General features: G+C 74.1%; 10 protein-coding genes. 3 read left to right on the forward strand and 7 right to left on the reverse strand.

Annotated elements, in window-relative coordinates; genetic code table 11:
- Nucleotides 1–54: 54 nt before the first annotated feature.
- Complete coding sequence (locus IF02_RS0126370; protein WP_051696563.1) at nt 55–1,323, forward strand: cytochrome P450 family protein; 1,269 nt, start codon at nt 55–57, stop codon at nt 1,321–1,323.
- Between the two features lie 4 nt (nt 1,324–1,327).
- Here IF02_RS0126370 and IF02_RS0126375 read toward each other — a convergent pair whose 3' ends face one another.
- The 7 genes from IF02_RS0126375 to IF02_RS0126405 all read right to left on the reverse strand — a co-directional run bounded on the left by IF02_RS0126375 (nt 1,328) and on the right by IF02_RS0126405 (nt 11,164).
- Nucleotides 1,328–2,401, reverse strand: a complete 1,074-nt coding sequence (locus IF02_RS0126375) for an alpha/beta hydrolase (protein WP_030161115.1) — start codon at nt 2,399–2,401, stop codon at nt 1,328–1,330.
- Between the two features lie 46 nt (nt 2,402–2,447).
- The gene (locus IF02_RS0126380; RefSeq protein ID WP_030161117.1) at nt 2,448–4,055 is read right to left on the reverse strand and encodes a molybdopterin-dependent oxidoreductase; all 1,608 of its coding nucleotides are present in this window, start codon (nt 4,053–4,055) and stop codon (nt 2,448–2,450) included.
- Between the two features lie 156 nt (nt 4,056–4,211).
- Nucleotides 4,212–5,417 carry an oxygenase MpaB family protein gene (locus IF02_RS0126385; RefSeq protein ID WP_051696564.1) on the reverse strand — a complete coding sequence of 402 codons (1,206 nt, stop codon included), beginning with the start codon at nt 5,415–5,417 and terminating at the stop codon, nt 4,212–4,214.
- 117 nt (nt 5,418–5,534) lie between these two features.
- Nucleotides 5,535–6,563, reverse strand: a complete 1,029-nt coding sequence (locus IF02_RS0126390; RefSeq protein ID WP_030161121.1) for a polyprenyl synthetase family protein — start codon at nt 6,561–6,563, stop codon at nt 5,535–5,537.
- Nucleotides 6,556–6,858 (reverse strand): hypothetical protein, encoded by a 303-nt coding sequence (locus IF02_RS0126395; protein ID WP_030161123.1) that lies wholly within the window; start codon nt 6,856–6,858, stop codon nt 6,556–6,558. The genes IF02_RS0126390 and IF02_RS0126395 overlap by 8 nt, the downstream gene beginning before the upstream one ends.
- 228 nt (nt 6,859–7,086) lie before the next feature.
- Nucleotides 7,087–9,447, reverse strand: coding sequence for an alpha-N-acetylglucosaminidase (locus IF02_RS0126400; protein WP_078622348.1), 2,361 nt, complete (start codon nt 9,445–9,447; stop codon nt 7,087–7,089).
- Between the two features lie 34 nt (nt 9,448–9,481).
- Nucleotides 9,482–11,164, reverse strand: a complete 1,683-nt coding sequence (locus tag IF02_RS0126405; protein ID WP_234318335.1) for an alpha-galactosidase — start codon at nt 11,162–11,164, stop codon at nt 9,482–9,484.
- Nucleotides 11,165–11,355: 191 nt separating this feature from the next.
- On the opposite strand from IF02_RS0126405, the gene IF02_RS0126410 reads away from it, so the two are divergent.
- Nucleotides 11,356–12,000 carry a TetR/AcrR family transcriptional regulator gene (locus tag IF02_RS0126410; protein WP_030161129.1) on the forward strand — a complete coding sequence of 215 codons (645 nt, stop codon included), beginning with the start codon at nt 11,356–11,358 and terminating at the stop codon, nt 11,998–12,000.
- A gap of 82 nt (nt 12,001–12,082) precedes the next feature.
- Complete coding sequence (locus tag IF02_RS0126415; protein ID WP_030161131.1) at nt 12,083–13,024, forward strand: serine/threonine dehydratase; 942 nt, start codon at nt 12,083–12,085, stop codon at nt 13,022–13,024.
- The last annotated feature ends 2 nt before the right edge of the window (nt 13,025–13,026 follow it).

Here is a 13,026-nt window from a genome sequence, read left to right on the forward strand (position 1 = left end):
GCCGCACTGTTGCCCGAGGTTCGTCCACTCGTCCAGACGGTCAGGAGACCCGGCTTGTCACCCGACAGCGCACCCGCACCCGTGCCCGTGCCCGCACCCGCGCCCGCGTACGCCATCGACCCCGCCGGCGGCTGCCCGCACGCCCTCAACGCCCGGCTGCGCGCCCAGGGCGCCGTGGCGGACGTCGTCCTGCCCGGCGGGGTGCCCGGGGCCGTCGTCCTCGGACACGAAGCGCTGAAGGAGTTCCTCGCCCACCCCGACGCGGCCAAGGACGCCCGGCACTTCCCCGCCCTGCACGACGGCACCATCCCGCCCGACTGGCCGCTGCGGGTGTTCGCCAACGCCCAGGGCATGCACACCGCCGACGGCGCCGACCACCGCAGGCTGCGCTCCCTGGTCGGCAACGCCTTCACCGCCCGCCAGGTGGAACGACTGCGGCCGCGCATCGAGGAGTTGACCGACACGCTGCTCGACGACCTCGCCCGGGCGGCCGCCGAAGCCCCCGACGGGGTCGTGGACCTGCGTTCCCGGTTCGCGCTGCCCCTGCCCATGAGCGTCATCTGCGAGCTGCTCGGCGTGGACCCCGAGCACCGGGACCGGCTGCACCACCTGTCCCACACGGTGATCATCGCCACCGACACCACCCCCGCCGAGGTGATGGCCGCCGTACGGGAGCTCGTCGAGCTGATGGGCACGATCGCCGACGCCCGCCGGGAGGCCCCCGGCGAGGACCTGACCAGCGCACTGATCGCCGCCCGCGAGGGCGACGGCGACCGGCTCAGCGAGGCCGAACTCATCGGCACCATGCGCCTGATGCTGGTCGCCGGCCACGAGACCACCCTCAACCTGATCGGCAACGCCGTCCGCGCCCTGTGCACCCACCGCGACCAGCTCGCCCTGGTCCGGGAGTCCAAGGCCACCTGGTCCGACGTGGTCGACGAGACCCTGCGCTGGGACGCACCGGTCAGCTGGTTCCCGTTCCGGTACGCCGCCCGCGACCTCACCGTCGACGGGACCGTGATCCCGCAGGGCACCCCGGTCCTCGCCAGCTACACCTCGGCCGGCCGCGACGAGGCCTTCCACGGCCCGGACGCCGACCGCTTCGACCTCACCCGCCCCGGCGCCGCCCGCCACCTCTCGTTCGGGCACGGCGCGCACTACTGCGTGGGCGCCCCGCTCGCCCGCCTGGAGGCCACCATCGCCCTGGAGCGGCTCTTCGCCCGCTTCCCCGATCTCGACCTCGCGGTCCCCGAGCCGGAACTCCCGTACCTGCACAGCTTCATCGGCAACAGCGTCGAATCCCTCCCCGTCCGGCTGGGCTAGGCGACTAGCCGCGGCCGTCGCCGGGCGGCGAGAGCTCCGTGCTCAGCCAGCCCAGCGCGTCCGCGTACATCGCCGTCCAGGTCTGGAAGTTGTGGCCGCCGGACGGGCGGACCAGGGTCTTCACCCGGACCCCGGTGCCCGCCGCGGCCCGGCCGAAGGCCTCCAGCTGAGCCGGCGGGCTGTCCTTGTCCTGCGCCGAGGTGGCCAGGAACAGCCCGACGTCGGCCCCCCTGGCCTGCCGGACCAGCCACAGCGGGCTGTTGCGCTCGCGCAGCGCCGGATCGGCCAGCACCTGCGGATCCCCGCCCAGCGGATCCGGGTCCAGGGCCGCCCCCGCCCGGAACACCTTCGGATACTGCAACGGCAGCTTGACCGCGCAGAACGCCCCCGTCGAGACCCCCATCAGCCCCCAGCCCTTCGGCTCGCGCAGCGTACGGAAGTTCTTCGCGACCAGGTCCGTCACGTCCTCCGCGAGCCAGCTGGCCACCTTCCGCGTCGGCGTGTTGCTGCAGTCGGTGTTCACCCCGCCCGGGTAGACGTCCGGGATCACCACGATGAACGGGAGCGCCGCGCCCAGCCGCACCAGCTGGTCCAGCGTCCCCGGCATGCCGCCCAGGTCGATCCAGGTCCGCGGCGAGCCCGGATAACCGTGCAGCAGCATCAGCACCGGGAACCGGGTCTTCTCCGCGCCCGGCGCCCCGTACTCGGGCGGCGTCCACACGATCACCTGCCCGGCCAGTTTCGAATGCGAGCCCCGGAAATAGGTGCTCTGCGTACCGTCCCCGCCCTGGATGAACTTGGCCCGGCCCAGCGGCGGCCCCGTCATCGCCGAGGCGTTCTGCGCGTTCTCCGTGCCCAGCAGATCGTTCCACGAGGAGTAGAGCCCGTAGCTGCCGTTGATCCACGTCGCGATCACCGCGATGGACGTCAGCTGGCACAGCCCGATCATCAGCACCCGCACGGGCCAGCGCACCCACCCCGGCCCGGGGATCCGGTTCCACAGCAGCAGGGCGGCGAGCATCGCGAGCGCGGTGACGGCAATGAGGGTGACGAGGAACGACGTACTGGTCAGCTCCACGAACGCCGGCTCCTGACGTGCGGGTCGGTTTCCCAGGATGTCCGCATCATGCCTTCCTCCCCGGCCCCGGCCGGACACGCACCGACACCGAGTGCCACCCGGTCGCCCCGTCGGGGACGGTCCCCCTGCGCACACCCGTCTGCACGGCGCCCGTACCGTCCGTGGCACGCACCTCCAGCGTGTGCCGCCCCGGGCTCGCCTCCCACACCCACACCCACTCCCGCCAGGTGTCATTGCCGTCCGCCGTCCCCAGCCGGGCCTCCTGCCACGGGCCCGCGTCCACCCGTACCTCCACCCGGGCGATACCGCGGTGCTGCGCCCACGCCACCCCCGCCACCGCCACCGGCCCCTCCCGCGGCTCGGAGGAGGGGCGCGGGGTGTCGATCCGGGACTGCGTCTTGACCGGGCCCTGCTGAGCCCAGGACCGGCGCACCCAGTACGCGTCGTACGCCGCGAAGGTCGTCAGCCGCAGCTCGGTCAGCCACTTGCACGCCGAGACGTACCCGTACAGGCCCGGTACGACCATCCGTACGGGAAAGCCGTGCGCGAAGGGCAGCGGCTCGCCGTTCATCCCGACGGCCAGCAGCGCGTCCCGGCCGTCCATCACCGTCTCGACGGGCGTGCCGATCGTCATCCCGTCCACCGAACGCGACACGAGCTGGTCCGCCGGACCGCCCTGCGAGGGCGGCCGGACCCCCGCCTCGCGCAGCAGGTCGGCCAGGCGCACGCCGAGCCAGCGGGCATTGCCCGCGTACGGGCCCCCGACCTCGTTCGACACGCAGGTGAGGGTGATGTCGTGCTCGACGAGCGGGCGGGCCAGCAGCTCGCGCAGCCCGAATTCGAGCGGGGTGGTGACGCCTTCGCCGTGGATGCGCAGCCGCCAGGTGTCCGCGTCCACCCGGGGGACGACCAGCGCGGTGTCCACGCGGTAGAAGTCCCGGTTGGGGGTCAGGAAGCGGGAGATCCCGGGCACGGGCAGCTGCGCGCCGGGCGGTACGGGCGGTGCGGGCACGGCCGGCTCCGGCAGGACCAGGTCCGCCCGCGAGGCCGTCGCCCCGGCCGAGCCGTACGCGCCGAGCCGCCGCCCCGCGTACCCGATCCCCGCCGAGGCCACGAGGGCCGCGCCGACCAGCCGCCCGAAGCCGCGCCGGTCCATCGACCAGGCCCCGCCCGGCGGCGCGCCCACCGGACGGGGCGTGGTCAACGCGCGGACCAGCAGGTACAGCACCCCGGCCGCGCCCAGCCCGCCGACCAGCGACGGGAGCGCGTCGTGCCAGGTCGCCTCGGGCCGGCTGAGCGCGGCCACCGCCCCGACCAGCCCGAAACAGCCGGCGAGCGCGATCCCGGCGGGCAGGTGCCGTACGGCGAGCACCCCGGCCAGGGCGGCCACCGCACCCAGGACGAGGACGATCCCGAGCGCCAGCAGCAGTTTGTCGGCGGTGCCGAACTCGCGGATCGCCCATTCCTTGACGCCCACCGGCGTACGGTCGACCACCGCTCCGCCGACCGCGGTGACCGGGGAGGCCTCCGGCCGGACGGCCGCCGCGGCCAGCTCCGCCAGGGCCAGTCCGGCGCAGGCGGCGACCAGACCGCAGACGGCGCCGCCCAGGACGCGGCGGCGCCGCCCCGGGTCCGCCTTCACACGGGTTGTCATGAGCAAGTCACCGTCCGCGCCACCGTTCGGGTCACTGTCCGGGTCACCGTCCGCGTCGCTGTCCGCGTCGCCGTCCGCCGGGAAACCGGCGGCTTCCAGTGTGACTCGGACCAGGGCGGACCCGCGCCCGGCCGCGCCCGTCCGCGCCCGTTCGGGTCAGTGCACGGGCGTCGGGGCCGGCGGCACCCAGCGGCCGCTGCGCGGCGCCTTCACCCCGTACTCCGCCTTCAGCTCCGCCGGGATGGCGTGGTGCATGACCCGCCCCCGGGTCAGCGCGGACAGCTCGAACCCGGCGAGCAGCGAGCCCGCCTTGTCGAGCGCCCACTCCGCCAGCGGGCTGCTGTCCTCGATGGTCTCCAGCAGCCCCAGCACCACGGGGACGGCCCTGGCCGCCGCGTCCCAGGGGCTGCGCGGGACCTCCAGCCAGTCGCCGATGGTGTCGCCGACCAGGTAGCGGACGGTGGCCGGGACCATCGGGTCGAACAGCGTGCCGGGGACCACGTCCTCGTACAGCCGCATCAGCTGGGCGTTGAGGAGCACGCCCTCCGGGGAGGGGCCGAGGTGGCGCTGGAGGTAGAGGTCGCAGTACGCGCGCGCCTCGGCGAGGTTCTCCGGTACGGCCGCCATGTCGCAGCCCAGCAGGGCGGCCACGACCCGCCAGGCGTAGTAGTAGGCCTCCGCGCCCTCCTCGCTCATGTGGATGCCGAGCCGGTGCATGGCGTCGAGCACCAGCAGCGAGAAGAAGGTCTGCCCGGCGATCATGTCCTCCTGGCAGATGGGCATGCCGTCCCGCTCGACGTCCCAGTGGCCGCCGTGGCGCAGGTGGTGGCGTACCGCCGCGTGCAGCAGCCGGACCTTCTGGGCGGCCGGGATGAACTTGCTGCCCTCGGCGAAGGAGTCCGTCCGCATGAGGTACGTGACGAACTGGCCGGTGTTGGCCATCCGGCGAGAGGGGTACGCGAGCGAGTGCGTCGAGGACAGCAGCCGGGCCATCCGGGGGACGGCGTAGCTGACGGGCATCGCGGCGAAGGACAGGCCGGTGTTGATGTGGGCGGCGTTGTCCATGAAGAACAGCCGGGCCTGCTCCATGACGTCCCAGTCGACCCAGGCCGGGGGCAGGGCGGTGGCCTCGAAGTAGTCGCGGGCGGAGGCCGGGAGCCGGTCGGGGAGCGGGTCCCCGGCGGTGGTGAAGAACCGCATGAGCGTGTTGAAGTCGCCCACCTCGTTGCGGTGGAACATCGCGGCGACGGTCTCGTCGGCCTGCGGATCGCCCTGGGTGGACAGGGCGTCGAGCGCGGCGTCGTCGTAGCGGGGGCGCGGCGGGGTGGCGGCGGTCTCGGCGCGGTTCTCGGCGGTGGTCACTTCACTCGTCCTTCTCGTGTGTACGGGGGCGGGTGCGGGGCGGGGCGGGACGGGTCAGGTCGGGGCGTCGCGTCCCGGGCGGGGCATCGGGCCCCGGCGCAGGGAGCCGGCCCGCGGTTACAGCGAGCGCTCGGCGGCGGTACCGGCGAGCTCGCGCAGCGCGGACCGCGCCTCCGCGGGCATCGGTACGGTGTCCAGCGCGCCGGTGGCCCGGGCGATGCGCTCCCGGATCATGTCCTCGACCTGCTGCCGGGCCCCGCAGCGCTCCATCAACGCGCGTACGGCGGTGGCCTCTTCGGTGCCCAGGTCCGGTCGGCCGACCAGTTTCGCGAGCAGCCGCCGGTCGTCGCCGCCGGCCGCGGCGACGGTCAGGGCGAGCAGCGCGGTCGGTTTGCCGTCCCGCAGGTCGTCCACGTTCGACTTGCCGGTCCTGGCCGGGTCGCCGAAGGTGCCGAGCAGGTCGTCGCGCAGCTGGAAGGCCTCGCCGAGCGGCAGCCCGTACGCGGAGAACGCGTCGAGGAGGCCGCGGGAGCCCCCGCCGAGGGTGGCGCCCAGGTGCAGCGGCCGCTCGACGGTGTACTTGGCCGTCTTGAAGCGGGCCACTTCCAGCGACTCCGCCACCTGCGGGATCGGCTCCGGCCGGGTGCGGAGCACCTCCAGGAACTCGCCCGCCATGGTCTCGCGCAGCAGCGTGGCCCAGAGGGGGACGGTCCGGGCCAGGTAGGCGCCGGGCAGCCCGCAGGAGCTGAAGACGTGGCCGGCGTACCCCATCAGCAGATCGCCGAGGATCATCGCGAGGGGGGTGGAACGCTGCCCGGCGGCGGCGAACGCGGCGTGCGCGGTGAGCCTGCCGTGCCGCATCCGGCTGTCGTCGATGATGTCGTCGTGCGTGCAGGCGGCCGCGTGCACGAGCTCCATCGCGGCCGCGGCCCGGATCACCCCTTCACAGTCCGGCTGCCCCGCAGCCCGCCAGCCCCAGTACAGGTACGCGGCCCGGATCCGCTTCCCGCCGGCCAGCGAGCGGCGTAACTGCTCGGACAGCGGGGAGAGTTCGACGTGCAGGCCGAGCAGCGCCCGCTCCTCCTCGTCGGCCAGCCGGACCAGCACCTCGTCGATGCGCTCCTTGAAGCCGGTGTGGTCATGCACGGGGGTGGCCCTCGGAGGCGACCCGCTCGGCGGCCCGCCGGGCCATGGTCTCCAGGTGGTTCTCCGCTCCCGCGCCCGACCGGCGGGTGGCCAGCTCGCCGCGCTTGCGCAGCTCCACGACCCCGTCGGTGAGCAGTTCCCGCAGATCGGAGCGGTGCAGTACGTCCTGGGCCCGCTCGGCGGACTGCCGTAACTGGTCGAGTGCCAGATCGGCGACCCCGGCGGCGAGGAGCGTCAGCAGCTCCAGGGTCACGGGCGGGGTGCGGTCCTCGGCGGGCGGGGTGTCCTGGGACATGCTCGGTGCACTCCTGAAGGCTTCGGGCCGTGTGACGGCGTCGGAAGGGGCGACCGCCGGATGTTCCGACGGCCGCCCCTGGTGGTCGTTCCGAGCCAGTCAACCGAGTGCGCCTCCCGCGCGTCGAACCACCTGACAGGTTCTCCCCCGCACGGGTAGCGGGATTCCCACGGGCGGGTGGTGATCAGCGCATCATCCGATCGCCGCCGTCCCGCGTGGTGTAGGAGGTCAGCGGGCGGCCCCCTCCGAGGACTTCAGGGCCGCCGCGATGTCCGCCGCCAGGGCGTAAGGATCCCCGCTCGGGCCGTTCGCCCCGCTCGGGTGCCGCGTGGTGCGCCGGGCCCACTCCTCCTCGAAGTCGTGCCAGTCGATCTCCCGGGGCGCCGCCCGCCGGACCAGGGACTCCTCCAGCGACTCGAAGTAGGCCGCCCAGCGGGGCGCGTACAACTCCCGGATCAGGCCGCTCCATTCGCGGTTGGCGTAGTCGTGCAGGAAACCGCCCTCGCTGGTGCTGCGTCGGCCCCACACGCTCAGGATCGAGCGGGCGTCGTACTCGTACCGGTCCTGCTCGGCCTCGTCCGCACCCCAGGAGCGGGCCGCCGACAGCCAGTTGCCGAGCAGGAAGTTCGGATCGGAGCCCGTGACGGCGTCCAACCGGCGTTCCCCGTCCGCCCATTCGGCGGTCAGTGCGCGCAGCCGGGTCAGGTCCTTGGCCTCGTACGCCGCCTTGATCTTCGGCAGCAGCACCCGCGAGTGGTTGGCCAGGGCCTGCCGGGCGGTGTCCACCAGGTCGAAGCGGTAGGCGCTGGAGCCGCGGAGCTTCGGATCCACCTTGAGCAGGTGGTCCAGGGCCCGGCGCACCCCGTCGGCCGGGTAGCGCATCGACTTGGGGCTCCAGTACGCCGCCCCCACCGCGGCCAGGCTCGGCCGGGCGGTGAACAGGCTGTCCTGGGACTCCGACCACAGGCCCGAGGAGGTGCTGTACGGACCCGTGCGCAGCTCCTCCCAGGCGGCCGCCGCCTCCTTGTCGGGCCGGCCGTAGCGGCGGCCCGCGAAATCGGCGAACCACTTGCGCTGGTCGATCGGGGAGGGCTCCCAGGCGAGATCGGTGAACAGGTCGAAGGCGGCCGGGTTGGTCCCGGTGGCCTCCGGCAGGTAGGCGATGCCCTTCAACGCGCTGTTGGCCTTGGCCCGCCAGGGGCCGAACCGCTCGATCCACACCGAGGTGTTCGCGCCGATCGTGGTGTGCCCGCCGAAGTTGTAGATCGTGCCCATCGCGTACGGGACCCCGCCCCAGCGGGCCTCGCGGTCCAGCCGGTTGTAGCGGTCGGACAGCCCGTCCAGGATCAGCAGCTTCGAGGTGTCCACCCCGGCGAGCAGCTCCGCCTTCGGGCTGTCCTGCCACCCCAGCACCGCCCACATCGCCCCCGGGTGCGCGGCGTGCAGCGCCGACTGGACCGCCCGGGCGGCCGCCTTCACGTCGACGGTGCCCACCGTCCCGCCCTCGTGCAGCGGGCTCATCCGGTACATCGTGCTGTCCCCGAACACGGCGCGCTGCTCCGCGTAGTACGCGGCGGCCAGCTTTCCGAACACCGGCGAGGACGGGTCCAGCCAGTCGGGCCGGTCGAAGCCCGCCCAGTCGCCCTGCGCCACCGTCTTCGCGCCCGCGTTGCGGGCGGCGAAACCCGGCGGGACCGTCCCGAAGTAGCCGGGCAGCACCGGGGTCATGCCGAGCCCGCGCAACTGCTCGGCGATCCGCCCGCCGAGCTCGGCGCGCTCCTGCATCAGCCGCTCGGAGACCGGGCCGCCGAAGCCGCTCAGGTTCTGCAGCAGCCACCAGCTCTGGTGTCCGGGGCCGGGGATCCACTCGCGCAGTTCGGCGGCGGAGTAGCCGAAGCCCTGGAGCGCCCGGTAGTACGGGTACTCGGCGCCGGCCTGGACGAACACCTCGTTGATGCCGTGCAGGGCGAGCAGGTCGATCTGCCGCTGGTGCTGCTCGAAGGTGCGGTACGCGCCCGAGTAGCCGTCGTCGGTGTCGTTGAGGGCGTACCGGTGCGGGACGAGCGCGCTGCGGGTGACCGGCGCGGGGACGGCGGGCAGTCGCGCGGGCAGCATCCCGATGCTCTCGCCGGGCCAGCCGATGTCGGCCCCGGCGACGTGCTGGAGGTACCAGCCGACCCCGGTGAGCAGGGTGGCCCCCGTGGATCCGCGCACGGTGATCGCGCCGGCCGACCCGGACACGGTGAACCGGTCGGCCCCGGCGGCCGGGTCGGGCACGAGGGTGAACTGGTCGGCGTGGCGCGGCAGCAGCCGCTCCAGCGCCTCCCGCGCCGGCCCGGCGTCGAAGGCCCGTGGCCCGGGCGCGCCGGGGGAGCCGGAGGAAGCGGGGGAGTGGAGGGTGCCGGGGGAGCCGGGGGAGCCGGGAGGGCCTTCCGGTACCGGCGCGGGCGCACGGCCCCGTACGTGGCCCCCGTCGACCGGGCCGGCCAGTGCGGGGGAGCCGGCGCCGAGCAGGGCCACCAGGGTGGCGAGGGCGAGCCGGCGGCGCAGCTGCGCGCGCCGCGGGCGCCGGGGAGTGGGGTTCGTCATCCGATGAGTCACCGATCCGTCGTGTGGTCCGGGGTCAGACGGGCAGGGACCAGGCCTGGTCGACGCGGTTCTCGCCGCAGTCGGTCAGGCGCAGCCGCTCCGCCGGGGCGTCGGGGGTCGCGGCCGCGGCGGGGGCCGTCAGGCACAGTCCGCTCACGTCCTCGACCAGCGCCCCGTCCCGCCGGTGCGTCCAGCGCTGGCCCGGCTCACCGGGCGCGCAGCCGGCCAGTTCGACGGCGCCGTTCTCGCCCGCCGACAGGCACTTGCCGGTCAGGCGTACGCTCGCCTCCGCCCCGAGCACCCAGCGCTGGTCGGCGGCCGCGGTGCACGGCGCCAGGACCACCGCGCCCACCCCGCTGGTGTTGACCCCGTCCGCGCACTGGGCGCCGTTCCCGGTGATCTGCCCGGTCGGCACGGCGGCGCCGCACCCCTCGTGCGGGGTGAGCCGGAAGACCGCCGTGTCGTGCGCGGCCACCTTCCCGGTCAGGGAGGTCGAGACCTCGGTGCTCTTGCCGCTCCACAGGTCCTTGGCGTCGACCGTGCAGGAGTACAGCCCGATGTCGGTGAGCGGTACGGAGACGTCCCGCGCGCTGCCGGACCGGTTGAGCACGGCGACGGCGCGGTCGCCGCCCGCCAGCGGCCGGGCCAGCACCTCGAACGTGGCGTTGGCGGAGAGCACCGCGCCCTGGCGGCCCATCGGGTCCTGGTCCAGCGCGATCAGATCGGTGTTGCCCAGGGCGGCCAGCCCGGCCGGGGTGAGCTTGGAGACGTCGGAGGACAGGATGAACGGGGCCGCCATCATCGCCCACAGCCCCACCTGGCTGCGGCTCTCGGCCTCGGTGAGCCCGGGGGCGCCCGCGATCAGGAAGTCGGGGTCGTTCCAGTTGCCGGGGCCCGCGTACCGGCCGAGCCAGCGGTTGTAGCCGTAGTTGCCGAGCACCGAGCTCCACCGGGAGGTCGCGGGCGCGGTGGGGTTGTAGACCTTGATGTCCTTGCCCTCGCGCCACAGCTGCCCGGTCTCCCCGACCCAGCCGAGGACCTTGTGCCAGTCGGAGCCGCCCCACTCGCCCTGCTGGAAGTAGGCGGGGGCCGAGGCGGAGAGCACCATGGCGCGGCCGCTCGTACGCAGGGCCTCGGCGACGGCGTTGTACGCGTCGCGGTACGCCTGCTCCTTCGTCCGCCCGGGCGGCACCCACAGGTTGCAGCCGTCCATCTTGACGTAGTCGACCTTCCACGACGCGAACTGCCGGGCGTCCTGGGCGTAGTGGTCGGGGCCGCCGCCGTCGGGCGAGCCGCTGCCGGGGTAGCGCTCGCAGGTGAGGGAGCCGGCGTCCTCGTAGATGCCGAACTTCAGGCCCTTGGCGTGCAGATGCTCGCCGAGCCAGGCCATGCCGTGCGGGAACTTCTGCGTGTCGACGACCAGGTTGCCGTCCGCGTCCCGGCTCTTGGTCATCCAGCAGTCGTCGACCGTCACCGTGTCGTAGCCCTTGGCCGCGAGGCCGCTGGAGACGAGTGCGTCGGCGTTCGCGACCACCTTGGCCTCGTCGATGTCGCACATGTAGTGCGCCCAGTTGTTCCAGCCCATGGGCGGGGTGAGCGCGAGCGGGGCGTCCGAGGTCGCGTAGGGCTCGGCCGCCGCGGGGGCGGGGGCGAGGCAGAGGGCGAGCAGGGCGGCCGCGGTCAGGCAGGGGAGCGACGCACGCAGGCGAGGCGGCACGGAGACTCCTTGAGGTGGGGCTGCAAGTGCGCTCAGTGCAGCGGTGCGACTACCCACTGTCAACATAAGTCGATGGTTATGGCTCAATGACCAGCAATATGGCCGTAGTCGGCGTCACACGATCGGGGAGGGGGTGCATCGGTACGCAGTCTGTTACGGCGTATGTTACGACGTCTGATACGGTGTATCTCATGCCGAGGAGATCAGCAGCCCTGGACCGTGCGACGCCCGAGGTGATCGCCGTCGCCGCCCTGCGCCTCATCGACGAGGAGGGGCCGGGCGCGCTGAGCTTCCGGGCCCTCGCCGACCGGCTGGAGGTCTCCCACGCCACCGTGCAGCGCCGCTGCACCGACCTCGCCGGGCTCCTCGACCTCTGCACCGAGCACCTCGCCGGCCGGCTCCCCGAGATCCCGGCCGGGACCGGCTGGGCGCAGGCCACCGAGCTGCGCTTCACCGCGCTGTACCGGCTGCTCGTCGCGCACCCCGGGCTGCTGATGCTCCGCGGTGGCCGCCCGTGGCTCGGCCGCCAGCTGCTGGCCCGGCTGGTCGAGCCCGCGCTCGCGGACAGCGTGGCCGCCGGGATGAGCGCCGCCGAGGCGATGACCGCGTACCGCCGCATGTACCTGCTCACCCTCGGCAGCGCCGCCTTCGTGGACCACCGGGATCCGGCCGGAGCCACCGCCGCCTCGCGGGCGGCCCTGGCCGCCCTGGATCCGCAGGGGTTCCCCGTGCTCGCGGGAGGGCTGGCCGACGTACTGCCCGCCCTGACCGACCACGAGGTGTACTACGGCGCCCTGCGCCAGCTGATCGAGGCCAACCGGCCCGCCGCCGCCTGAGGCCGCTCGCAGTTGCCGGAAGCCGCCCGAAGGCGTCCGAAGCCGTCCGAAGCCGTCCGAAGCCGTACGAAGGGACCCCGTCATGGAACAGCAGCTCGACTACGCCGCCGTACGCGCCGCCGCCGACCGGATAGCCGGATCGGTCCGCCCCGTCGCCGTCGTACCCGCCGCCGAGGGGCTCTGGTACGCGCTGGAGTACCTCCAGCACACCGGGTCCTTCAAGGCCCGCGGCGCCCGCAACTTCCTGGCCGCCCACCGGGACGCCGGCACCCTCCCGGACGCGGGCGTCACCATCGCCTCCGGCGGGAACGCGGGCCTCGCCTGCGCCTGGGCGGCCCGTGCGCAGTCCGTCCGCGCCACCGTGTTCCTGCCCGCCAACGCGCCGCGCGTGAAGGTGGAGCGGCTGCGCGGGTACGGGGCCGAGGTGCGGCTCGTCGGCGACCGGTACGCCGAAGCGCTGGCCGCGTGCGAGGAGTTCGCGGCGCAGAGCGGCGCGCTGAGCAGCCATGCGTACGACCACCCGCTGATCGCGGCGGGCGCGGGTACGTTGCTGGACGAGATCCGGGCCGGGCTGCCGGGGCTGGACACCGTGGTCGTCGCGGTGGGCGGCGGCGGGCTGTTCGCGGGGGTCGCGGCCGCGGCGCGCGAGCACGGCGTGCAGGTGATCGCGGCCGAGCCGGAGAACTGCCGGGCCCTGAACGCGGCCCTGGAGTCCGGCCGGATCGTCGACGTGGCCGTGGACTCGGTCGCCGCCGACTCACTGGGCGCCACCCGGGTGTCGGCGGCCGCGCTGGCCGCCGCGCAGGAGAAGAACGCACGCTCCGTCCTGGTCCCGGACCAGGCGATCACGGCGGCCCGGCGCGCGCTGTGGGAGGAGCACCGGATCGTGGTCGAGACGGGCGCGGCCACCGCCCTGGCGGCCGTACGGACCGCTCCGCAGCCGCTGGGCGAGCGCGTGGCCGTCATCCTGTGCGGCGCGAACACCGACCCCGGTGACCTGACGGCCCCCGGGTCATCGTCCTAGCC

It is taken from the genome of Streptomyces sp. NRRL S-244 (assembly GCF_000717915.1).
Classification (GTDB): Bacteria; Actinomycetota; Actinomycetes; order Streptomycetales; family Streptomycetaceae; genus Streptomyces.

Coding starts and splice junctions, on each gene's coding strand:
- IF02_RS0126380 (WP_030161117.1), bottom strand. CDS start 4,055: ATGACAACCCGTGTGAAGGCGGACCCGGGGCGGCGCCGCCGCGTCCTG.
- IF02_RS0126395 (WP_030161123.1), bottom strand. CDS start 6,858: ATGTCCCAGGACACCCCGCCCGCCGAGGACCGCACCCCGCCCGTGACC.
- IF02_RS0126400 (WP_078622348.1), bottom strand. CDS start 9,447: ATGACGAACCCCACTCCCCGGCGCCCGCGGCGCGCGCAGCTGCGCCGC.
- IF02_RS0126410 (WP_030161129.1), top strand. CDS start 11,356: ATGCCGAGGAGATCAGCAGCCCTGGACCGTGCGACGCCCGAGGTGATC.
- IF02_RS0126415 (WP_030161131.1), top strand. CDS start 12,083: ATGGAACAGCAGCTCGACTACGCCGCCGTACGCGCCGCCGCCGACCGG.